19 protein-coding genes are annotated in these 21,413 nt (G+C 62.9%); 11 read left to right on the top strand and 8 right to left on the bottom strand.

Annotation, left to right across the window (positions count from 1 at the left end):
• Positions 1–14 precede the first annotated feature (14 nt).
• Both AABM54_RS26635 and AABM54_RS26630 read left to right on the top strand, forming a co-directional pair.
• Entirely contained in the window at positions 15–1,217 is a 1,203-nt protein-coding gene (locus AABM54_RS26635) for a DUF3142 domain-containing protein (RefSeq protein ID WP_347902852.1), read from the top strand.
• Complete coding sequence (locus AABM54_RS26630; RefSeq protein ID WP_347902851.1) at positions 1,204–3,336, top strand: hypothetical protein; 2,133 nt, start codon at positions 1,204–1,206, stop codon at positions 3,334–3,336. Before AABM54_RS26635 ends, AABM54_RS26630 begins: the two co-directional genes overlap by 14 nt.
• 2 nt (positions 3,337–3,338) lie before the next feature.
• Here AABM54_RS26630 and AABM54_RS26625 read toward each other — a convergent pair whose 3' ends face one another.
• Complete coding sequence (locus AABM54_RS26625) at positions 3,339–3,968, bottom strand: LysE family translocator (protein ID WP_347902850.1); 630 nt, start codon at positions 3,966–3,968, stop codon at positions 3,339–3,341.
• A gap of 144 nt (positions 3,969–4,112) precedes the next feature.
• Here AABM54_RS26625 and AABM54_RS26620 point away from each other — a divergent pair, with 144 nt between their 5' ends.
• Entirely contained in the window at positions 4,113–4,586 is a 474-nt protein-coding gene (locus AABM54_RS26620; RefSeq protein ID WP_347902849.1) for an Lrp/AsnC family transcriptional regulator, read from the top strand.
• Positions 4,587–4,633: 47 nt separating this feature from the next.
• Here the strand turns inward: AABM54_RS26620 and AABM54_RS26615 are convergent, their stop codons facing one another.
• The 6 genes from AABM54_RS26615 to AABM54_RS26590 are packed head-to-tail and all read right to left on the bottom strand — an operon-like array spanning position 4,634 to position 10,361.
• A complete protein-coding gene (locus AABM54_RS26615; RefSeq protein WP_347902848.1) occupies positions 4,634–5,566 on the bottom strand; it encodes a phosphatidate cytidylyltransferase in 933 nt (310 codons plus the stop codon).
• The gene (locus AABM54_RS26610; RefSeq protein ID WP_347902847.1) at positions 5,567–6,187 is read right to left on the bottom strand and encodes a lysophospholipid acyltransferase family protein; all 621 of its coding nucleotides are present in this window, start codon (positions 6,185–6,187) and stop codon (positions 5,567–5,569) included.
• Positions 6,188–6,196: 9 nt separating this feature from the next.
• Positions 6,197–6,649, bottom strand: coding sequence for a hypothetical protein (locus AABM54_RS26605; RefSeq protein ID WP_347902846.1), 453 nt, complete (start codon positions 6,647–6,649; stop codon positions 6,197–6,199).
• Positions 6,639–7,970, bottom strand: coding sequence for a phosphatase PAP2/dual specificity phosphatase family protein (locus AABM54_RS26600; RefSeq protein WP_347902844.1), 1,332 nt, complete (start codon positions 7,968–7,970; stop codon positions 6,639–6,641). Before AABM54_RS26600 ends, AABM54_RS26605 begins: the two co-directional genes overlap by 11 nt.
• Positions 7,970–9,727 (bottom strand): bifunctional alpha/beta hydrolase/class I SAM-dependent methyltransferase, encoded by a 1,758-nt coding sequence (locus AABM54_RS26595; protein ID WP_347902843.1) that lies wholly within the window; start codon positions 9,725–9,727, stop codon positions 7,970–7,972. Before AABM54_RS26595 ends, AABM54_RS26600 begins: the two co-directional genes overlap by 1 nt.
• A 10-nt stretch (positions 9,728–9,737) precedes the next feature.
• The gene (locus tag AABM54_RS26590) at positions 9,738–10,361 is read right to left on the bottom strand and encodes a CDP-alcohol phosphatidyltransferase family protein (RefSeq protein ID WP_347902841.1); all 624 of its coding nucleotides are present in this window, start codon (positions 10,359–10,361) and stop codon (positions 9,738–9,740) included.
• 209 nt (positions 10,362–10,570) lie between these two features.
• Between AABM54_RS26590 and AABM54_RS26585 the strand changes: the two genes are divergently transcribed.
• From AABM54_RS26585 to cfaB, 8 genes are all read left to right on the top strand, one after another.
• Positions 10,571–12,529 (top strand): protease modulator HflK, encoded by a 1,959-nt coding sequence (locus AABM54_RS26585; protein WP_347902840.1) that lies wholly within the window; start codon positions 10,571–10,573, stop codon positions 12,527–12,529.
• On the top strand, positions 12,526–13,560 hold the full coding sequence (locus AABM54_RS26580; RefSeq protein ID WP_347902839.1) for a protease modulator HflC: 1,035 nt from the start codon (positions 12,526–12,528) through the stop codon (positions 13,558–13,560). Before AABM54_RS26585 ends, AABM54_RS26580 begins: the two co-directional genes overlap by 4 nt.
• Positions 13,557–14,615, top strand: a complete 1,059-nt coding sequence (locus tag AABM54_RS26575) for a protease modulator HflK (RefSeq protein ID WP_347902838.1) — start codon at positions 13,557–13,559, stop codon at positions 14,613–14,615. The genes AABM54_RS26580 and AABM54_RS26575 overlap by 4 nt, the downstream gene beginning before the upstream one ends.
• On the top strand, positions 14,612–16,510 hold the full coding sequence (locus AABM54_RS26570; protein ID WP_347902837.1) for a cation-translocating P-type ATPase: 1,899 nt from the start codon (positions 14,612–14,614) through the stop codon (positions 16,508–16,510). The genes AABM54_RS26575 and AABM54_RS26570 overlap by 4 nt, the downstream gene beginning before the upstream one ends.
• A 200-nt stretch (positions 16,511–16,710) precedes the next feature.
• Entirely contained in the window at positions 16,711–16,962 is a 252-nt protein-coding gene (locus tag AABM54_RS26565; protein ID WP_347902836.1) for a hypothetical protein, read from the top strand.
• A 55-nt stretch (positions 16,963–17,017) separates the two neighbouring features.
• Positions 17,018–17,863: a DUF692 domain-containing protein gene (locus AABM54_RS26560; protein WP_347902835.1), complete on the top strand. Its 846-nt coding sequence runs from the start codon at positions 17,018–17,020 to the stop codon at positions 17,861–17,863.
• Entirely contained in the window at positions 17,854–18,672 is an 819-nt protein-coding gene (locus tag AABM54_RS26555; protein WP_347902834.1) for a DNA-binding domain-containing protein, read from the top strand. Before AABM54_RS26560 ends, AABM54_RS26555 begins: the two co-directional genes overlap by 10 nt.
• Before the next feature lie 54 nt (positions 18,673–18,726).
• On the top strand, positions 18,727–19,911 hold the full coding sequence (cfaB, locus tag AABM54_RS26550; protein WP_347902833.1) for a C17 cyclopropane fatty acid synthase CfaB: 1,185 nt from the start codon (positions 18,727–18,729) through the stop codon (positions 19,909–19,911).
• Here cfaB and cls read toward each other — a convergent pair.
• Positions 19,908–21,347 carry a cardiolipin synthase gene (cls, locus tag AABM54_RS26545; RefSeq protein WP_347902832.1) on the bottom strand — a complete coding sequence of 480 codons (1,440 nt, stop codon included), beginning with the start codon at positions 21,345–21,347 and terminating at the stop codon, positions 19,908–19,910. The two genes, cfaB and cls, sit on opposite strands and share 4 nt — an antisense overlap.
• Between the last annotated feature and the right edge of the window lie 66 nt (positions 21,348–21,413).

The raw sequence follows: 21,413 nt of genomic DNA, 5'->3' as shown, positions 1-21,413 counted from the left end.
GTTCGAAGGGGTTTATGTCCGCGTCTTTTTTTGTTCGTTGTTTGGTTTTGCTCGCGGGCCTGTGGTTGTTGGGCGGGTGCCAGCCTCAGGAGGCGCCGCCGCTGGACCAGCAACTGTACGTGTGGCAGCGCCAATGGACCGAGGCCCATGAGGATGCGCTGGCCCAGACCCGCTCCGACTTTTCGACCTTGCGCGTGTTGGCCTTGCAGGCGTTCCCTGGCGCTGGCTGGAGCCGTGCCCGGATCGATCCGGCGCTGTTGAAACGTGATGGCCGCCCGTTGATCGCGGTGATTCGCCTGGATGGCCAGCTCAAGCAACTGGACCACGCCGAAGTGCGCACACAGATCCTCAACGTACTGACTGACTGGCAGGCTCAGGGCCTGACGCTGGCGGGCGTGGAGATCGACCACGACGCCGGCAATGCGCGGTTGCCGGCCTATCGTGAGTTTCTTGTCGACCTGCGCAGCGTGCTGCCCGCGTCGTTGAAACTGAGCATCACCGCATTGCCGGCCTGGCTCGACAGTTCCACGTTGCCGGCGCTGTTGGCGGTGGTCGACAGCAGCGTGTTGCAGGTGCACGCGGTGAGCGACCCCGAGCAAGGGTTGTTCGACCCTAAACAAGCGAAACAATGGGCCGAACGCTGGAGCCGAATCACCCCCCATCCTTATTACCTGGCCTTGCCGGCCTACGGCGTGGCGTTGCTGCCGAATGCCGATGGCGTCCCGACGGTGGAAAGCGAAGTGCCAATCGAGGGTGCTGGTCTGCGCCGGGAATTGCTCGCCGACCCGCAGCAATTGTCGCGCCTGGCGGCCCAACTACGCGCCGAGCCACCGGCGCATCTGGCCGGGCTGATCTGGTTTCGCCTGCCGCTCAAGGGCGACCGTCGGGCCTGGAGCCTGGCCACCTTGCGCGCCGTGGCGCGGGGCGATGCCTTGAACAGTCAATTGACGCTGAACCTCGCGAACACCGACGGTCTGTACGACATTGCCGTGAACAACACCGGCAACCTCGACAGCGCCTGGCCCGAGCGCGTGACGCTGGCGGTTTCGCACTGTGACGGTGCCGACGCTGTGGGCGGATATACGTTGCAACAAAGCCCCGAACAGCTCACCTTCACTCGCCTCAAAGAAGGCCGTTTGCCGGCAGGTGCGGCGCGTGTTGTAGGTTGGGCACGCTGTACATTTATTGATCAAGGAGGTTCTCATGTTTATCCGTAACGGCCTGCTGTGCCTGACCCTTAGCCTGCCGCTAGGCTCGGCGCTGGCCTGCGGGCCGGACTTCCCCCTGCGTTTGCTCAGTGATCGGGCGCATACCCTGGCCGAGCTGCCGGAGGGCAGCTTCCAGTTCGAAGCCAGCCGTTTGGGCAGTGCCATCGCCGGGTTGAAACCGGCCACCGCTGCCACGCTGGGCTACGGCTACTACGGTGACGGCGACCCTTATGTGCAGGAAAAAACCAAGGCCGAACAGGTCAGCCTGAGCGATGCCCAGCAAACCCTGGTGGCGCAATTGCGCCAGCTCAAGGACCCACAACAAGCGTTGATCCAGGGCGCGAGCCTGCCGGCCGAATTGAGCCTGTACAGCGCCGGGGCCGTGGCCTTCAATGCGGGCGAGTATCAGCAGGCCACGGAGTATTTCCGTCAGGTGCTGGCGCTGCCGGCCGATCAGCGTGCCTTGCGCAGCACTTGGGCCGCGTACTCGCTGGGCCGTGCCTTGTACGCCATCAGCGTGCAAGCCAATGATCTCGATGAACTGGCCCGCCGCGACATGTTGCTGCTGGCCCGCAAGGCCTTCCAGCAGACGCGGCAATTGAGCGTCGACGGTTTCAGCGACCCGCAGGAATTGGGCATTTCCAGCCTGGGCGAAGAGGCCCGGTTGCTCCTGGAAGACGGTAACTGGAACGGCGCCATTGGCCTGTATGCGACGCAATCCCTGCACGGGTCACCGGTGGGCCTCAGTTCCCTCAAGCAATTGGTCGCGCAACTGAGCGCGATGCCAGACGCGGAACTGGCGCAGTTGCTGGAAGGCAAACCGGTGCAGCAACTGGTCACGGCGGCGCTCATCAGCCATATGGGCTGGTCTTACGGCGAGCAACCGCCGTCTGAGCAAAAATTGATCAAGGCGCTGATTCTCAGCACCGCCGCCAGCCTTGAAAATGCCGACCGACTGGCCGCGCTGAACTATCAGATCGGTGATTACACCACCACCCAGACCTTGCTCGAACACGCTGGCGACGGTGGCCTGGCCTGGTGGCTGCGGGCCAAACTGGCGCTGCGTGCCGGCGACAAGGCTGCGGCGGCCAGCGCCTATGCCAAAGCCGCCAAAGCCTTCCCGCAGACTGAGAGCTGGGGCTATCGCACCGACGACAACGGCTATTACGAAACGCTCAAACCCGGTTGCCGGGTCGAGGGTGAAAGCGCGGTGCTGGCACTTGAGCGCGGTGACTACCTGCAAGCTTTCGATCAGCTGTACCGCAGCGATGATGTGTATTGGCAGGACACCGCAAGCATCGCTGAGCGTGTGCTGACCCTCGACGAGCTCAAGCAGTACGTCGACAGCCATGTGCCCGCGCCACCGCCGACCCCCAAGCAGGAAAGCGGTTACTACACGACCTTGCCGATTGCCGCGCAATTGCGCGAGCTGCTGGGCCGCCGCTTGTTGCGCGAGGGTCATTACGATCAGGTATCGGGCTACTTCGACAGCCCCGAGCTGCAAGCGAAGGCCAAGGCCTACGGCCAGTATCGTCAGGACGCCGAATCGCGCTGGCTGCCCACCGCCCGCGCCGAAGCCTATTACCAGGCAGCCAAACTGGCTCGCGAGTCGGGCATGGAACTGTTGGGCTACGAGATGGGGCCGGACTTTCACGCGCTGGAAGGCATGTACAGCCTGGAGATCCCGCCGGTTGAGGCCGGCCCGTTCATCACCGCTGCCGAAGTCCAGCGTCAGCAAGCGACCCAGGCCGCGCCGGATGTGCGTTATCACTATCGGTACGTGGCCGCCCAATTGGCCAATGACTCAGCCAACTTCCTGCCCCACAGCAGCCAGGCGTTCGCCGCCGTGCTGTGCAAAGCCGCGCGCTGGACCCGTGGCAGTGACGATGAGCTGGCTTACTACCAGCGTTACATCAACCAGGGGCCGTACGTGCAGTGGGCGGAAAACTTCGGTGAGAACTGTGAGGAACCGACCTTCGACACGGCCAACAAGCGCTACGTGACCCAGGTTGTGGACGCGGTTCGTTCGGCATTGCGGCCGTTCAAACTGGCGCTGATCGCTGGCGCCAGTGTGTTGGTGCTCGGGGCGGCGTTCCTGCTCTGGAACCGTCGCCGCGCCAAGCGTTAAGGTCAGGCCTGCTGGACGAACGTCAGGCGCAGTGCGAAACCGATCAGCAGGCTGCCAAACAGCCATTGCTGAGCGCGCTGCGCCGATGGGCTGCGCTCCAGCCAGCGGCCGAGCCATGCGCCGATCAGCGCGTAAACACTGTCGAACATCAACCCGGCAATCACCAGCAGTGCCCCGAGGCTGGCGAATTGCGCCAGCACGGAGCCTGCCTGCGGGTCGATAAATTGCGGCAGCAGCACCGAGCAGAACAGCAGCGCCTTGGGGTTGAGCAGGTTGGTCAGCACGCCGCGCGCAATGGCCTCGCGCCACGCCAGTGTCGGGGCGGCTGCGCCAGCGGTGTTCAGGGTGGGCAACATAGTAGAGCGCAGGCACTGGACCCCCAGCCATAACAGGTAGGCGGCCCCGACCAGGCGCACCACGTCGAAGGTCCAGGGCGCTGCCTTGAACAGCGTCGCCAGGCCCAGCGCGGCCAGCACCACGTGGCAACTGCGGGCGATGGCCAGGCCGATGGCCGTGGCCAGCGCGGCGGTTTTACCCTGCCGGGCGCCGGTTTGCAGCAGCAGGATCATGTCCGGCCCGGGCAACAGGTAAACCACCGCCACGGCGATAAAGAACATCCAGAGCTCTGCCACGCTGCACCCCATTCGTTGTCGATTTGGTCAGCCCAGTCTAGAGCGCAAGGGCGGGGCAGGTGCTTGCGTAATCCGCCCGCAGAGCCGCTAGACTTGGCAGCTTCTGCCAATCGATGACTGAAAACAGTCGGGAACTGCCAAATCATGAAACTGGATGCCTATGACCGCCGAATTCTCGCCGCACTGCAACGGGACGGACGCCTGAGCAATGTGCAACTGGCGGACGAAATCGGTCTGTCCGCCTCGCCATGTTTGCGCCGGGTGCGGATGCTGGAAGAGGCGGGGGTGATTCGCGGTTACCAGGCCAACCTCGACCGCGACGAAGTCGGGTTGGGGCTGACGGTGTTTGTAGGGATCAAGGTCGAACGTCACAACGAAGAAGAAGCCGATGCCTTTCGCTTGGCCGTGACCGCGTTGCCCGAGGTGATTTCGGCATTCCTGGTGTCCGGCGAGTCGGACTTTTTACTGCAAGTGGTGGTGCCGGACCTGCGCGGCTATGAGCGTTTCCTCACCGGCAGCCTGCTGAAGTTGCCGGGCGTGAGCGATATCCGCAGTAACTTCGCGATCCACACCGTGAAAACCCCAGGGCCGCTGCCGTTGGGGCATTTACCGGCGTGATGCGGTGCCGGTGTTGCCCGTCTTCCAGGCATCACCGGCGAGCTGTCTCAGGTCCACCAGTACCGAACCAGGTGGAAGAAGATCGGCGCTGCGAAACACACCGAGTCGAGTCGGTCGAGCATGCCGCCGTGGCCTTCGATCATGTGGCCCCAGTCCTTCACGCCCCGGTCGCGTTTGATCGCCGACATGACAATGCCACCGGCAAACCCCAGCAGGTTGATCAACAGCGCGATCAGGAACGACTGCCAGATGTTGAACGGGGTGATCCACCACAGTGCCGCGCCGATCATCGAGGCCAGCAGGATCCCGCCAACGAAACCTTCAACGGTTTTCGACGGCGACAGGTTTGGCGCGATCTTGTGTTTGCCGAACAGTTTGCCGCAGACGTACTGCAACACGTCCGACAGTTGCACGACGATCACCAGGTAGGCGATCAGCAACAGGTTGCGGCCTTCGTAGCCTTCGATGTCGAGGGTCAGCAGCGCGGGCACGAACGACACGCAGAACACCGCGATCATCAGCCCCCATTGCACCTTCGAGGCCCGTTCCAGGAAGTGCGTGCTGTCACCGCCCAGCGAAGCGAGGATCGGCAGCAGCAGGAACACGTAGACCGGAATGAAGATCGAGAACAGCCCGTACCAGTCTGAGTAAATCAGCACGTATTGCAGCGGCAGCGCCAGGTAGAACGCCGCCACCAGCGCGGGGTAGTCACTGCGCCGGGTCGGGGTCAGGGTCAGGAACTCGCGCAGGGCGTAGAACGACACCGCGTAGAACAACAGGATCACCGCGCTGGTGCCGAGCCAGAAGGCGATACCGATCACCACCACCATCACCCACCAGGCGTTGATCCGGGCGTTGAGGTTGTCGATCACCGAGTTCGGCGTGCCACGGGTTTTGAGTTTGAGGATGAAACCGATCAACGAGGCCAGCACCAGAATCGCGCCGATCCCTGCGAACAGCATCAGGGTTTGCTTATCCATTCAGGAATGCTCCGGGGCCAGGGCCAGTAATGCGTTGCGGCAGCGTTCGACAAACTGCTCTTTGCTTTCGTCTTCGGCGAGCACCTGTGGTGCCCCGAAACGGGTGGTACACAGCAGCGGTAACGGCAGCACGCGCCCTTTGGGCATGACGCGGTTGAGGTTGGCGATCCACACGGGGATCACTTCGACCTGTGGATAACGTTTGGCCAAGTGATAAATCCCGCTCTTGAAGGGCAGCAAGCCGTCTTCCAGGTTGCGCGTGCCTTCGGGAAAAATGATCAGCGAATCGCCGTTCTCCAGCGCGTCGATCATGGGCTGCAAAGGGTTATCCACAGGGTCCTTGCGTTCACGCTCGATCAACACCCCGTTGAACACGCGGTTGATGATGTAGGGCCGGACCACGCCTTTTTTCCAGTAGTCGATCCCGGCCACTGGCCGCGTGACTTTGCGCAATGCCTTGGGCAGCGAGGCCCAGAGCAGCACGAAATCGCCGTGGCTGCTGTGGTTGGCGTAATAGATGCGCTGCACCATGGTGGGCGCGCAACCGAGCCACAGGCTGCGTGCGCCCGTGACCGTGCGGGCGGCGGAGGTGATAAGGCTAGCGACCACGGGTTCGAACATGAGGGTTCCTTATCGAATGAAGCCCAGCGCAGGGCTGGCAATGATGGCGGCGACGGCCAGCAGCGCTTGCGCCGCGAGCATTTGTGTCTGGTTGCGCAACAGCTTCAGTGCGCCACGACTGCGCTCGTCCCAGGGTCGGTCTGCACCGTTGGCCGGTTTCAGGCGCAGGTTTTGCAATACCTGATCGAGTGCGAGGGTGCATTCCGGCAAGGGCTGCGTAGAGTCGGCCATGAGTTGGAACAGGTCCGCATCGAAGGCCACCCGCAGCGCCCAGTATTTTTGCAGCAGGCCGAAAATCACCAGCGCGGCGCACAGGCCGTGCATCCACAGGCTGCCGTAGACGAGCATCGGGATCAGGCCAATGGCCGCGCCGATCAGCGTCAGCCCTGTGGATAACTGATCCAGTGCCTTGCCACGTCGCAGCAGGCTGGCGACGACGGCTAGTTGCAGGTCAACGGCCATCGGTGTTCCTCAACTGTTCCAGGGCGTGGCGGTGGGCGGGGTGCAAGACGATCTGCGGCCGCGTCCGTTGAATTTGCACCACGGCGGCATCGACGCTGGCGGCCCGGCCCGTGTGCAGCAACCAGGCGGCAATCGCCGTGGCGCTGCGCGAGTAACCCAGTGCACAACAGACCAACAGCGGCCCGTGCTGACGCAAGCGTTCGATGGCCAGCGCTGCTTCCCGGCACTGCTCGGCGGTGGGAGCCGTCAGGTCGAGCACCGGCAGCGCGTGGTACGGTCGGCCTTGCGGGTCCAGCGACAGCTCGGCGCACAGGTCGAGCACCGCGTCGAACGGGCTGTCCTGCAATTGCCGGGCAGTGGGAATGCGCCCCAGCCAAACGTTATCCACAACCTGATCGGGCTGTGGATGACGGCGTGTCCACAGCCGTGAATTGATCCACGCTGCGGCGAGGTACGGAGCGAATAACCAGCGAGCGGCCGGGCTCAGGCGACCATCGGCCCGTTTCTGAAACCCGGCGGCGTCGAACCATTTGTAGTTCAGCGCCACCATCAACAGCGCCGCCGCCGGCCACAGCAACCACAGCCAGGCACCACCGAAGGCAAAGGCCGGCACCGCGAACAGCGCGGCGCCCAGCGCGTAACGGATCGCCAGTTGCCAGCGTTTGCGGTCGTGGGTCAGGCGTGCCGATTGCAGCGGGCTCGGCCGGTCCAGTGGCCACAGCCAGACGCACAACCAACCGGCCAGCGCGCCTGTGGGTAAGTCAATAAAGTGGTGTTGATAAGTGGTCAGCACCGAGACGCCGATCAAGCCGAACCAGCCGTGCACCAGCCAACGCCACACCCCTTGGGTATGCCGCTGAAAACAGACCCACAGCACCACCAGCAATGCGATGTGCAGCGAGGGCGCCTGGTTGAACGGTTTGTCGAACCCCGCGAGTACTTCGAACAGCCAGCCAAACAGGCCGTCCATGGGCGGACGGTCGAAGGTGAACCGCAGGGGCCAGATCAGGAAGCAACTGACCGCGATCAGTTGCGCCGTGAGCAAGCGCAAGGCGTGGCGCTTGAGTTCCACGCGGGTGTTGGGCAACAGCAGCGAGAGACCGTAGAGCAGGTCAATGGACCAGTAGGGCACGATGGTCCAGGCCCAGAACGGCATGTGGGTTTCCCAGTCGAACACCATCGTGCCGACGTCGCTGCGCTGGCTGGTGACCCACGTCGCAAAACCGTAGGTGCTGAAGAACAGCGGTGCCAGCAACAGCAGCCAGAGCACCGCGGGTTTCAACAGGCCGGGCTCGCGCGCCGGCAGAGCGGCGTGGCTCATCATCGCACCCGTTGCGCCAGCGACACGCTGAAGATGCCCCACTCATCTACTCGCATGGTGATCTTGCGGAAACCGGCGGCCTCGACCAACTGATCCATTTCGGCCTGCGTGCGGCGGCGCATGACCCAGGCCTGACCCTGACGGTGACTGGTCAGGGCGCGGGCGATCAGTTCCAGCTGCGGGTGCCACGGCTGGCCGGTGTACACCAGGTAACCGCCAGGCTCGACCGCTTCGGCCAGACCGGCCAGCGAACCGCCGACCATGGCATTGTCGGCGAACAGTTCATACAGACCGGACACCACCGCCAGGCTTGGCTTGGGTTCCAGCGCAGCGAGGTCAGCGCGGTCGAAGGCATCGCCTTTGACGAAGCGGGCAATCTCGCCCAGGCCTTTCTCGACGATCAATGCGCTGCCGTCGCGCACGTTGATGTCGCTGTAGTCGCGCAGCAGGATCGATTCCGGCAACGGGCTCACACCCTGCAAGGCTTCGAGGATGTAGCGACCGTGGCCGGCGGCGATATCGACGATGCGCACCTGGCGCTGCTCTTCGCGCAGTTTGCCCATGGCCAGGCGCAGCAGTTCTTCGACATTCAGTTTGCGTTGGCGAATGCCGCGCCAGCCGATGGAGTTCAGGTAGTTCTGGTCGATCATCTTGCCCAGCGCCGTGTGGCCGGTCGGCTGGTTGCGGTAGACGTAGTCCAGGGTGCTGCCGGAGTCGAAACCGGTGTCGAAGCCCAGTTTGACCCCGGCCGACAGCTTGCTGCCCAGGCGCATGCTGGCGCGGGTCATGCGCCAGTACAGGTCACGCAGCGAGTTGTGCGGCAGCGGCGCGGCCAGCGACTCGGATTCGGCGCAGGTCGGGCCCATGCGGTCGGCGTCGAGCAGGGCAGGGCGGTTCAGCGGGTGCAGGAAGTTTTGCAGGATGAAGCGCTTGGCGCTTTTCACCGCCACTTCGCGGCCACGCTCGCCCAGTGTGTCGTGGAAGAACCCCGGCAGGATGTGTTTTTCCTTCTGCAAACTGCCCAGGCGTTCGAAGAACTGTTCCTGGGGTTTGCGGTGTACCACGAAGTCGGAGCCGGAAATCAGCAACTGCGTCGGCACCTGAATCGCCTGGGCATCGGCCACCACGCGGTCGGCGGCTTCGTACAAACCCAGCAGCACGTTGACCGAAATGGCTTTGGTGATCAGCGGGTCGCTGTCGTAAGAAGCAACGCGTTCCGGGTCATGGCTGAGGAAGCGAGCCTTGACGTAACTGTTGACGAAAAAGTTGCCGCGAAAGGTCCGCATCAACGCCAGGCCCGTGCGCGCGAACGGCACGTACAGTTTGACTTTGAACGCCGGCGAAGCCAGTACCAGCGAGCGAATGCGGGGCGCGTAGTCGTGAACCCAGGTCGACACGATGACCGCGCCAACGCTTTGGGCGATCACGGCCAGGTTTTCTTCGGCGATCTGGTGGGTCGCACCGATGTGATCGCAGAAGGTCTGCACGTCGCGCACGCTGGTGGCGAAGCTCGGGCTGTCACCACGGGCGCCGGGGGACTGGCCGTGGCCACGGGCATCCCAGGCAAAAAAGTCGAACTCGGGCATGTCCAGTTCGTCGACCAGGTGGGCAATACGCCCCGAGTGTTCGTGGCCACGGTGGAACAGCAGAATCGCTTTGCGTGGCTCGCCGGTCGGCGCGGCGCTGGCGGGCCAGTGACGGTAGAACAGCTCTACGCCGTCGTGGGTCGTGAACGTCTGATGCTGAGCGTCGCGCATTGCAAAATCCTTATGCCGAGGGAGCGTTGTCGTTGACTTCTTTAAGGCCCTGACGGACCCGATTGACCAAGGTGTACACCAGCAGCGCCGCGACCAGCAGCATCACGCCGTTGACCCAGATTGCGCCGAGCCAGCCCAGCGCTACGCCGGTGGCCAGCACGCCGAGCACGAATGCCCGGTCGCTTTTGCCCATCGGGCCGTCATAGCGCCGGGAGGCTCCGACCATCGGACCGAGCACGCCGGTGTATTCACAGAACAGCGCCAGCAGCGTCACCAGCAGAACCGCCAGCAGGCTGACGTCGGGGAGCAGGGCAAACGGCAGGATCAGCGCGCTGTCGGCGACGATGTCACAGAGTTCGTTGAGGTAGGCGCCCAAGCGCGATTGTTGGCCAAACTCGCGAGCGAGCATGCCGTCGATGGCGTTCAACGCCATGCGCAGAATCATCCACACTGGAATCAGCGCAAACACCCAGGCGTGGCTGGCGAAGCAGGCGATTGCCACACCCACCAGCACCGAAATGACCCCGGCCAGCACGGTGATCTGGTTGGCGGTGGTGCCATTGTCGAACAGGCGTTGGACCAGGGGTCGCAACAGGTTCTGAAAGGCCGGCTTGAGTTGATAGATGGAGGGCATTGAAGAGACGGGTCCTTGTCGATCATGAAATTCCCGAGGGCGGCGCCGGCCCGGGATTTGTTGCCGATTATTGCCGCAAATGCGTGGCGCGCACAGTAGCAGTGTCGGCCGTCCGGCGGTGAATGTGATGGGTATCGAACAAAATATTCACTACTCTTGTTATATCGTAACGAATTGTGACCCGCACAACGACAAAACACCGAGGTGGTATGCAAGTCGATCTGGAGGCTGAGGGGACGAACGTAGCAGGGCTGCCGCGTTTTCAGCAGGCGTTGTTTCACGGACGACGGTTGAAACGGGTCGGGTTTGGCCTGGTTGGTCTGGCGGCGCTGGGCTTGCTGCTCGCGTTCTTTGTCGGGGTATTCGCCCCGCTGTCGGTGTGGCCGGCGCTGCTGGTCAATCAGTCAGCGGCGCTCATCGTGGTGATTGCCGGGCTGCAATCGGCCGGCTGGGTGACCCAGTGGCGAGCGCGAACCCTGAACCCGCCGGCAATGCCGGTCGAGGTTGTCGAACCCCCTGAAATCCACGGCTGGTACGAGCGATTGCTGGAGCGCCTCAGCCAGCGCGGGGTCGGGCTGCTGCGACAGATCGGAGCACCGATGTTGTGGCTGGCAGGCTGGGCGCTGCTGGCGTTGCTGTGCATCGGGCAAGCCTGGAACCTGGGTTTGCCAGCGGCGGCGGTCGGTTTGTCGGCCAGTGTAGGCGCGGCGTTGTCGTTGTTGCTGGCGTTCGGCTTGCTGGTGTTCGAACGCCAGCTGGCCCAGGAACATCCTGCGCAGTGGCCGGAAGCGGGGCAGTTGGCGCAACTGCTGCGCGTGGCGATCATCTGCCTGATCCTCGGCGCGTTGTGTCTGTTGTTCGCCAGCGAAACCGCCATTTGGCCGGTGCGGCTGGCGGTACTGATCGGGCTGCTGCCGGGGCTGGTCGCTGCTGAGCTGTTGGTACGTGCGCTGTTGTCGCTGTTCAGCCCGCGCCGCGATCAGCTCGAACCGCCGCTGCTGGCGCAGAGCTTCATCGCCGGGATGCTGCGCTGGCCACCTCAACCGTTGCTCGCGTTGCAGCACGAACTGCACAACCGTTTTGGCATCGACCTGCGTCAGATCTGGGCATTCACTTACATGCGTCGGGCATTTCTGCCCGTGCTGGCGGTGGTGCTCGCGGTCGGCTGGTTGCTCACCGGGCTCCATGAAATCCCGCTGCAAGGGCGCGGTATCTACGAGCGCTTCGGCAAACCCGTGGAAGTCTTCGGGCCGGGTTTGCATGCCGGTTTGCCTTGGCCGCTGGGCCGGGTATTGAATGTCGAAAATGGCGTGGTTCATGAGTTGGCCACCAGCGTGGGAGACACCACTGCGGCGCCTCTGGCTGCCGATCCGGCTGAAGGCCCGGCGCCGGCCATCGCCAACCGCTTGTGGGACGCCAGCCATGTGAACGACAAGTCGCAGGTGATCGCCAGCAGCAGCAACGACAAACAGAGCTTCCAGATCGTCAACATGGACGTGCGGTTCGTCTATCGCATCGGCCTGACGGATCAGGCGGCGTTGGCCGCGACCTACAACAGCGCCGATGTGCCGACGCTGATTCGCAGCACCGCCAGCCGCATTCTGGTGCACGACTTTGCGTCGCGAACCCTCGACGGTTTGCTTGGCGCCGACCGTGTGGGGCTGGCCGAAGACATTGGCCGGTCGGTGCAGGCGGACTTGCAGAAACTCGACAGCGGAGTGGAAATCCTCGCCACGGTGGTCGAGGCCATTCACCCGCCGGCCGGCGCCGCCAACGCTTACCACAGCGTGCAAGCGGCGCAGATCGGCGCCCAGGCGTTGATTGCCCGCGAGCGCGGCGCCGCTGCCGAGCAGACCAACCAGGCGCAATTGCAGGCCAGTGTCGCGCGCGACCAGGCCCAGGCCACGGCCCATGAAGTCAACGCCACGGCCCGGGCCGCCGACTTGCGCTTTGCCGCTGAGCGCAAGGCGTTCGCCAGCGCGGGTCAGGCCTTTGTGCTGGAGCAGTATTTCAGCCAACTGACCCAAGGCCTCGCCAGCGCCAAATTGTTGGTGCTCGATCATCGTCTGGGCGGCGGCAACGCGCCGACCATCGACCTACGCACGTTCACGCTGCCGGCTGATCCGTCGTCGCTGCGTAAAACCGTTCAGCCAGGAGCCGTCCATTGAGCCTCTCGCCTTCTCACGATCATCATGACCACGCTGGGCATAATCACGGCCACGCGGGTCATCATCACGGCCATCATCACCACGGTGATCCTCAAGAAGCAGGGCCTTTCCCTTGGCGGCGCATGGCCTGGGCGGCGTTGCTGGTGGTGTTTGCCATCGCAGCGGCGAGCCTGGTGCAAGTGCGCTCCGGTGAGGCCACGGTGATCACCCGGTTTGGTAATCCGTCACGGGTGTTGCTGGAACCCGGTCTTGGCTGGCGCTGGCCGGCACCGTTCGAGGCGGCGATCCCGGTGGACCTGCGGCTGCGCACCACGTCCAGCGGCTTGCAGGATGTGGGCACCCGCGACGGCTTGCGCATCATCGTTCAGGCTTACGTGGCGTGGCAGGTGCAGGGCGACCCGGACAACGTGCAGCGTTTCATGCGCGCCGTGCAAAACCAGCCCGATGAAGCGGCGCGGCAGATCCGCACTTTTGTCGGCTCGGCGCTGGAAACCACCGCCAGCAGCTTCGACCTGGCCAACCTGGTGAACACCGACGCCAACCAGGTGCGCATTGCCGATTTCGAGGCGCAACTGCGCAAGCAAATCGATCAGCAACTGCTCACCACTTACGGCGTGCGCGTGCTGCAAGTCGGCATCGAACGACTGACCTTGCCGTCCGTCACCTTGAGCGCCACCGTCGACCGCATGCGTGCCGAGCGTGAAACCATTGCCACCGAACGCACGGCCGTGGGCAAACGCGAAGCCGCGCAAATCCGTTCGGCCGCCGAGCGCGACGCGCGGATCGTGCAAGCAGATGCCACGGTCAAAGCGGCGGACATCGAAGCCCAATCGCGAGTTGAAGCGGCGCAGATTTATGGCAAGGCTTACGCCGGTTCGCCGCAGCTGTACAACTTGCTGCGTTCCCTCGACACCTTGGGCACGGTAGTGACGCCGGGTACAAAACTGATTCTGCGCACGGATGCCGCGCCGTTTCGGGTATTGGTCGACGGCCCGCCGACGCTGGATAACAAATCCGGGTCGCAGCCATGAGTGAAGTTCCACGTGGAACAATTGAACTCAGCAGCCCGTGGATTCAGGCCGGACGGCTGACGTTTCTGGCGTTGTATGCGGTGACGGTACTGGCCGCGTTGGCGTGGGCATTCTCCAATGTGCGGCAGATCGATCCGCAGAATCGTGCGGTGGTGTTGCACTTTGGTGCTCTGGACCGGATTCAGAATGCCGGTTTACTGCTGGCCTGGCCGCGCCCCTTCGAGCAGGTGATTCTGTTGCCCGCCGCAGATCGCGTGATTGAACGCCGCGTCGAAAATCTGCTGCGTTCCGACCCGGCGTTGCAGGCCGATCGTCAGGCCAGTTTCGCCACGCCGATCAGCGATGCCCTGGCTGGCTCTGGTTATTTATTGACCGGTGATGCAGGCGTCGTGCAACTGGATGTGCGGGTGTTCTATAAGGTCACCGAGCCCTATGCCTTCGTGCTTCAGGGTGAACATGTGTTGCCGGCGCTGGACCGTTTGGTGACGCGCAGCGCCGTGGCCCTGACCGCGGCGCGGGACCTGGACACCATTCTGGTGGCGCGCCCGGAATTGATCGGCGCCGACAATCAGGCGGCCGAACGCCGTGAACGTCTGCGCGGCGATCTGGTGCAGGGCATCAATCAACGCCTGGCCGAGTTGAGTGCGACCGGGCAAGGGTTGGGCATTGAAGTGGCGCGGGTCGACGTGCAATCGAGTCTGCCTGCACCGGCGGTGAACGCCTTCAACGCGGTACTCACGGCCAGTCAGCAGGCCGACAAAGCCGTGGCCAATGCGCGAACCGAGGCCGAAAAACTCACCCAGGCCGCCAATGAACAAGCGGACCGTGCGCTGCAAGTCGCTCATGCCCAGGCCCGCGAACGCCTGGCCAAAGCCTCGGCCGACACCGCCACCGTGTCGAGCCTGGCGCAGGCCCAACAGCAGGGCACCGACCCGGGCATGTTGCTGCGTATCTACCGCGAGCGGATGCCGACGATTCTGCGTCAGGCCGGCTCAGTGACCACGGTTAACCCCAAAGACGATTCCCGCCTGATTATTCAGGGAGCCGAACAATGACCGCTCAAACCGCCGCCGTGCCCAGCATGCTGAGCACGGCCGAACAACGCAGCGCCGCGCGCCAACTCACCCTGGCGATGCTTGCCCTCGGCTTGCTCGGTCTGGGGCTGGTGTGGCGCTGGCAATCGCCGGAGCAAACCGGGGTCAGTCAGGTGTTGCTGGGGGTCGCCTCGCTGTTGGTGGCCGTGCCGGTCATGCGTTCGGCCTGGTACAGCCTGCGGTACCCGAGCCTGCACGGCATTACCGATCAACTGATCGCGCTGGCGATGATGGGCGCTTGGGCCACCGGCGACTTGCTGACCGCCGCGTTGCTGCCAATCATCATGATCTTCGGCCACGTGCTGGAAGAGCGCAGCGTAATCGGCTCGCAGGAGGCGATTCACGCGTTGGGCCAATTGACCCGCAGCCATGCGCGCAAGGTTCAGGCCGACGGCTCGATTGTCGAAGTCGACAACGCGACCCTCAAGGCCGGCGACGTGGTGGAAGTGCGGGCCGGGGATCGGGTGCCGGCCGATGGCCTGGTGTTGTCCGGGCAGGCCAGCCTCGACACGGCACCGATTACCGGTGAGTCGGTGCCGCTGGAGGCGACGGTCGGCGTTCAGGTGTTTGGTGGCGCAATCAACCTCGACGGCTTGCTGCGCCTGGAAGTGACACGCACCGGCCATGAATCGACCCTGGGCAAAGTCATCGCCCTGATGCAGAGCGCCGAGCGCTCGAAACCGCCCATCACCCGGTTGCTCGAACGTTATGCCGGCAGCTACATGGTGTTGGTGTTGCTGTTGGCCGCGGTGACCTGGTTCGTCACCAACGATGCCCAGGCGATGCTCGCGGTATTGGTCGCGGCGTGCCCTTGTGCATTGGTGCTGTCGGCACCGGCGACGGCGATTGCCGGAATCGCGGTGGCGGCGCGTCATGGCATCCTGATTCGCAGCTCGGCGTTCCTGGAAGAGTTGGCGGACCTCACGTCGCTGGTGGTCGACAAGACCGGCACCCTGACCTTCGGTACCCTGCGTTTGCAGTCGATTGAAAGCCCGCTGGAAGACCGCAGCGAGCTGCTGAAACTGGCGGCCAGCCTCGGCTCTGCCAGCAGCCATCCGGTCAGTCGGGCGCTGGCCGGGTTGGTGACGCAGGAGCACTTTCTGCTGCTCTCGGACATTCGCGAACGCCAGGGCCTGGGGGTTGTGGCCATGACCGGGCAGGGCGAGGCGGCGCTCGGGCGCCCGGAGTTGTTCGCACAATTGGGCATTGAAACGTCGACGGTGCCTGAACACGATGGGCCGATTGCCGGTCTGGCGCTGGGCGGGCAGTTCCTCGCGTGGCTGTTGCTGGCCGACAGCGTTAAACCCGAAGCACGGTTTGCCTTGAGCGAACTGCGTGAGCTGGGGCTGGGTCGGCAGTTGTTGTTGACCGGTGACCGCCACAGTGTCGCTCACAGCCTGGCAGCGGATGTCGGCATCAGCGATGTCGAGGCCCAGGCCTTGCCTGAAGACAAACTCAACCGCGTGCTGGCGGAAATCGGCAGCGGTTTTCGGCCCATGGTGGTCGGCGACGGCATCAACGATTCGCTGGCCCTCAAGGCCGGCGTGGTCGGGGTGGCGATGGGCGCGGGCGGTGCGGACATCGCCTTGGCGTCGGCAGACATCGTGCTGATCGGCAGCGACCTGCGCCGGCTCGGCACCTGTGTGCGCCTCAGCCGCCAATGCCGGAAGACCTTGCAGGTCAACGTCATCATCGGGCTGGGCTGGACGCTGGCGATTGTCGCGTTTGCCGCGTTTGGCTGGCTCGGTGCGGCAGGGGCGATGATTGCGGCGGTGCTGCACAACCTCAGCACGTTGCTGGTGCTGGGCAACGCCGGGCGCTTGCTGCGGTTCCAGGAGCCGTTGCTCAAGCTGTAGGTGTGAAGCGTGCGTCGCCCCAGTGGATTGGGGTGATGCTTTCGCGAGCAAGCTTTGCTCCTACATGGGGTAGGGGGTGGAATTATTTTTTGTTTTTTTTCATGTCGGTTGTAACGCCCTTGGGGCAGCGCTCTCTAGTGCCATGTCGGGACTGAACAACCTTCCAGCCGACACCCCTGGCTACTATCGAGGATAAAAAAATGAACATTAAAACCGCCGCTGCTGGTGCCGCCCTTGCGTTGGCCGCTGCCACCCTGTTTGCCGGTGTTGCCACCACTGCGACTGCTGCCGATGCTCAGGTTCACTGCTACGGCGTGAATGCGTGCAAAGGTCAGAACGACTGCAAAACCAAAGACCACGCCTGCAAAGGCATGGGTGCCTGTAAAGGCCAGGGTTTCAAAGCCATGGCCCAGGCAGCCTGTGATAAAGCGGGTGGCAAAGTCGGCGAATAACCGGCCTGCCGCAGTGGTGCCCTCACCACTGCGGCCACTCGGCGAGGAGCCCGACATGTCTGTATCCAATTCTTGCCTGGGCTATGGCCTGGGTTTGCGCAGCGCCTATTACCAACAGATTCTTGAACAGTTGCCGGCCGTGGACTGGTTCGAGATCGTTTCCGAGAATTTTCTCGTCCAGGGCGGTAAAGCCCTGTACTACCTGGACGCCATCGCCGAGCGCTATCCGCTGGTGATGCATGGTGTTTCCCTGTCCATCGGCGGCCCTCATGCCCTCGATCCGGAGTACCTCAAGCTACTCAAGCAATTGGCCAAGCGGGTTCAGCCCGCCTGGATCTCCGACCATTTGTGCTGGAGCCGTGGCAACGCCCATCAACTGCATGATCTGCTGCCGCTGCCTTACACCGAAGAAAGCCTGACGTACGTGGCCGACCGGGTGCAGCAGGTGCAGGACGTGCTGCAACGTCCGTTGGTGCTGGAAAACGTCTCCAGTTACGTCCGTGCCGCCCATGACTCCTTCAGCGAGTGGGAGTTTCTTGCGGCCCTGAGCCAGCGCAGCGGCTGCGAGTTGTTGCTGGACGTGAACAACGTTTATGTCAGCTCACGCAATCACGGTTTTGATCCCTGGACGTTCATTCAAGGCTTGCCCGCGGACCGTATTCGCCAACTGCACCTGGCCGGGCACCACGACTATGGCGACTATGTGATCGATACCCATGACCATCCAGTGAGTGATCCGGTGTGGGCACTGTACCAACGGACCCTCGAACACGTTGGCCCGGTGGCGACCTTACTTGAGCGTGACGATCACTTTCCGCCCTTCGAAGAACTTCTGGCGGAGCTGGAGAAGGCCCGGGAGCTGGGAGATGAAACCCTGACACGGAGGCTTCGATGCGCTTGAACGAATGGCAACTGGCCTTTGAAGACTTCCTGCTCGGTGAACAATCCACGGCGAATCTGTCCTTGGGTCGGAGCCTGATCGGAGGCCCGCCCCTGGACGTCGAGACCGGTCTGGCGATTTACCACAATGCCTATCAGGCTCGGCTGCAAGAAGTCCTGCGCGGTGATTTCCCGACCCTCTGGCACTGGCTCGGCGATGATGAGTTCGAGGCACTGGCGGCGGCGTACCTGCGTCATTCGCCGTCATCGAATTTCAGCCTGCGCTGGCTGGGCAAAGATTTCGAGGCGTTCATCCGCCAGCACCTGGTGCCTGAATACGGTGGACCGCTGGCGGAACTGGCCGCGCTGGAATGGGCATTTACTCTGGCGTTCGACGCTCCCGATCACGCCGCATTGACCCTGCAAACCATGGCGAGCCTTCCACCCGCCGACTGGCCGTTGCTGCAAGTCAGCCTGCGCCCTTGCGTGCAGTGGCTGGAGTGCCGCCACAACAGCGTGGCGTTGTGGCGTGCGGTGAAGGATGAAGCGGATTTCCCCGAGAGCCTGTTACTGGACTCACCTCAGGTGTGCCTGATCTGGCGGGCCGAGTTGGTGTGTCATTACCGAAGCCTGTCAGCCGCTGAAGCCGATGCCCTGAATGGCATGGCCAACCTGGGCTGGAACTTCGCCGAACTGTGCGCAGAGTTGGCAGTCATCTATGGAGAGGGCGCGCCACTTCAAGCCGTCACCTGGCTGAAACAGTGGGTTCAGGATGGCCTGTTAGCACGCCGCGAGTCGCTGGGTGAGGAGGGCAAGTCGCTCGCCTGCTAATTTTTCAGGATGGTCTACCCTCATTTCAGACGTCTGAAACAAGGGGGATTTTTCATGCTTGTGCAACTTCCACCGGCCTTACAGAATCTGCAGCTACCGCTTCGCCTGCGACTCTGGGATGGCCATGAATTTGACTTGGGTCCTACGCCCAGCGTCACGATTGTGGTCAAGGACCCGCAATTGGTTGCCCAGTTCACGCGCCCCAGCCTGGACCTGCTGGGGGCGGCGTTTGTCGAAGGCAAACTCGAACTGGAAGGTTCGATCAGTGACGTCATCCGCGTCTGTGACGAGTGGAGCCAGGCGCTGCTGAGTGACGATGAGACTCAACCATTGCGGGCGGTGCATGACAAGGACACCGACGCGGCGGCCATTTCTTACCATTACGACCTCTCCAACGCCTTCTATCAACTGTGGCTCGACAGCGACATGGCGTATTCCTGCGCTTATTTCGAGACCGGCAGTGAAACCCTGGAGCAAGCCCAGCAAGCCAAATTCCGCCATTTGTGCCGCAAGTTGCGGCTGCAACCGGGGGACTATTTGCTGGATGTCGGGTGCGGTTGGGGTGGATTGGCACGTTACGCGGCGCGAGAGTTCGGCGCGAAAGTATTCGGCATCACCCTGAGCAAAGAGCAGTTGGCGTTGGCCCGTGAGCGGGTAAGTGCTGAAGGCCTGGACGATCAGGTCGAGTTGCAGCTGCTCGACTACCGTGATCTGCCGCAGGACGGTCGCTTCGACAAAGTCGTGAGTGTCGGCATGTTCGAGCACGTCGGTCACGCGAACCTGGCCGAGTATTGCCAAACGCTGTTTGGCGCGGTGCGTGAGGGCGGGCTGGTGATGAACCACGGCATTACGGCCAAACACACCGACGGTCGGCCCGTCGGGCGCGGGGCAGGCGAATTCATCGAACGTTATGTTTTCCCAAATGGCGAGTTACCGCACCTGGCGATGATTTCCGCCGAAATCAGCGAAGCCGGGCTTGAGATTGTCGACGTCGAAAGCTTGCGCCTGCACTACGCCCGCACGCTGGACCACTGGAGTGAACGCCTGGAGGACAACCTTGAAGCAGCGGCCAAACAGGTGCCGGAGCAAACGCTGCGGATCTGGCGCCTGTACCTGGCCGGTTGCGCATACGCGTTCGCCAGGGGCTGGATTAACCTGCACCAGATTCTTGCGGTCAAGGCTCACCCCGACGGCAGTCATGAACTGCCGTGGACCCGCGACGACATCTATACCCCTTAGAGGATCGGCGAGATCAGCCGGGCGACCCGCATGCCAAGTTGTTGCAGGCGGTGGGTCTGCTGGCTTTCCTCCTTGGCGATCTCGCGGGCCAGGGCGAAGTCATCGTTAAGCATGTGCTCGACCTCGGCAGCGAAGTCGCTGTCGACGGTCAGCAACATCACTTCGAAGTTCAGGCGGAATGAGCGGTTGTCCAGGTTCGCACTGCCAATGGCGGTAATTTCGCTGTCGATCAGCACCACTTTCTGATGCAGGAAACCTGGTTGGTAACGGAATACGCGCACGCCCGCGCGCACGGCTTCGAAGGCGTAGAGGCTAGACGCGGCATACACGATCCGGTGATCGGGGCGCGAGGGCAGCAGGATGCGCACGTCGACGCCGCGCAACACGGCCAGGCGCAACGCGGCGAAAACCGCTTCGTCGGGAATGAAGTAAGGGCTGGTAATCCACACCCGTTCCTCTGCCGCATGAATGGCTTCGACAAAAAACAGCGAGCAGGTTTCGTAAGGGTCGGCCGGGCCGCTGGCGAGCAATTGGCAGAGCACGCCGTCTTCCGGGAAGGTGTCCGGGAGGATCAACGGCGGCAGTTCCCGTGCGGCCCAGAACCAGTCTTCGGCGAACGACTCTTGCAGGCAGGCCACCACCGGGCCGCGAATATGCACATGGGTGTCGCGCCACGGTGACAGCGGTTGCTTGGCGCCCATGTATTCATCACCGACGTTGTGCCCACCGACAAACCCGATCACGCCATCCACCACCACGATTTTGCGGTGGTTACGGAAATTGACCTGAAACCGATTGAGCCAGCCGCTGCGGGTGGCGAAGGCTTTGACCTGAACGCCGGTATCGAGCAATGGCTGAACGTAACTATGGGGCAGGGTGTGACTGCCGATCCGGTCATAGAGCAGGTAAACCGCCACGCCTTCGGCGGCTTTTTCCATCAGCAACGTTTGCAGGCGGCGGCCGAGTTGGTCGTCGTGGATGATAAAAAACTGAACCAACACCGCTTCGCGGGCACTGCGGATGGCGTCGAAAATCGATTCGAACGTGGCCTGGCCATTGATCAGCAAGCGCACTTCGTTGTTCGCCAGGCACGGCATGAGCCCCAGTTTCGGCATGGCCCGCAGTGCGCCATAGGCTCGTGAGGCCCGGGCCGTCAGGGCTTCTTCAACCCACGGGCGCCAGTTAAGGTCGGCAATGGCCTTGCGCATTTCTTCATTGGCCTGGCGACGTGCCTTGATGTAGGCGTCGAAGGTGCTGCGTCCGAAGACCAGGTAGGGAATCAGTGTCAGATAAGGTATGAATACCAGCGACAAGGCCCAGGCAATCGAGCCTTGGGCGGTTCTGACGGTCAACACAGCGTGAATGGCGGCGATCGTGCCCAGTGAGTGGATGAGCGCGATCAGGTAACCGAAAACGTGTGGGCCAAAATAATCCATGGGGCAGCCTTGCTCCTGAAGAATTAATGCCTAACAGACCATGTTCCATGGCGAATGTCGCTATTT

The organism is Pseudomonas purpurea (assembly GCF_039908635.1).
Taxonomy (GTDB): domain Bacteria; phylum Pseudomonadota; class Gammaproteobacteria; order Pseudomonadales; family Pseudomonadaceae; genus Aquipseudomonas; species Aquipseudomonas purpurea.
The sequence above is the reverse complement of the archived record's forward strand: the minus strand, read 5'-3'. Positions and strand labels throughout refer to the sequence as shown.

Bases quoted from the DNA above. Each gene is read 5' to 3' on its own strand.
- AABM54_RS26635 (WP_347902852.1), top strand. From the start codon at position 15: ATGTCCGCGTCTTTTTTTGTTCGTTGTTTGGTTTTGCTCGCGGGCCTG.
- AABM54_RS26630 (WP_347902851.1), top strand. From the start codon at position 1,204: ATGTTTATCCGTAACGGCCTGCTGTGCCTGACCCTTAGCCTGCCGCTA.
- AABM54_RS26620 (WP_347902849.1), top strand. From the start codon at position 4,113: ATGAAACTGGATGCCTATGACCGCCGAATTCTCGCCGCACTGCAACGG.
- AABM54_RS26615 (WP_347902848.1), bottom strand. From the start codon at position 5,566: ATGGATAAGCAAACCCTGATGCTGTTCGCAGGGATCGGCGCGATTCTG.
- AABM54_RS26610 (WP_347902847.1), bottom strand. From the start codon at position 6,187: ATGTTCGAACCCGTGGTCGCTAGCCTTATCACCTCCGCCGCCCGCACG.
- AABM54_RS26605 (WP_347902846.1), bottom strand. From the start codon at position 6,649: ATGGCCGTTGACCTGCAACTAGCCGTCGTCGCCAGCCTGCTGCGACGT.
- AABM54_RS26600 (WP_347902844.1), bottom strand. From the start codon at position 7,970: ATGAGCCACGCCGCTCTGCCGGCGCGCGAGCCCGGCCTGTTGAAACCC.
- AABM54_RS26595 (WP_347902843.1), bottom strand. From the start codon at position 9,727: ATGCGCGACGCTCAGCATCAGACGTTCACGACCCACGACGGCGTAGAG.
- AABM54_RS26590 (WP_347902841.1), bottom strand. From the start codon at position 10,361: ATGCCCTCCATCTATCAACTCAAGCCGGCCTTTCAGAACCTGTTGCGA.
- AABM54_RS26585 (WP_347902840.1), top strand. From the start codon at position 10,571: ATGCAAGTCGATCTGGAGGCTGAGGGGACGAACGTAGCAGGGCTGCCG.
- AABM54_RS26575 (WP_347902838.1), top strand. From the start codon at position 13,557: ATGAGTGAAGTTCCACGTGGAACAATTGAACTCAGCAGCCCGTGGATT.
- AABM54_RS26570 (WP_347902837.1), top strand. From the start codon at position 14,612: ATGACCGCTCAAACCGCCGCCGTGCCCAGCATGCTGAGCACGGCCGAA.
- AABM54_RS26565 (WP_347902836.1), top strand. From the start codon at position 16,711: ATGAACATTAAAACCGCCGCTGCTGGTGCCGCCCTTGCGTTGGCCGCT.
- AABM54_RS26560 (WP_347902835.1), top strand. From the start codon at position 17,018: ATGTCTGTATCCAATTCTTGCCTGGGCTATGGCCTGGGTTTGCGCAGC.
- AABM54_RS26555 (WP_347902834.1), top strand. From the start codon at position 17,854: ATGCGCTTGAACGAATGGCAACTGGCCTTTGAAGACTTCCTGCTCGGT.
- cfaB (WP_347902833.1), top strand. From the start codon at position 18,727: ATGCTTGTGCAACTTCCACCGGCCTTACAGAATCTGCAGCTACCGCTT.
- cls (WP_347902832.1), bottom strand. From the start codon at position 21,347: ATGGATTATTTTGGCCCACACGTTTTCGGTTACCTGATCGCGCTCATC.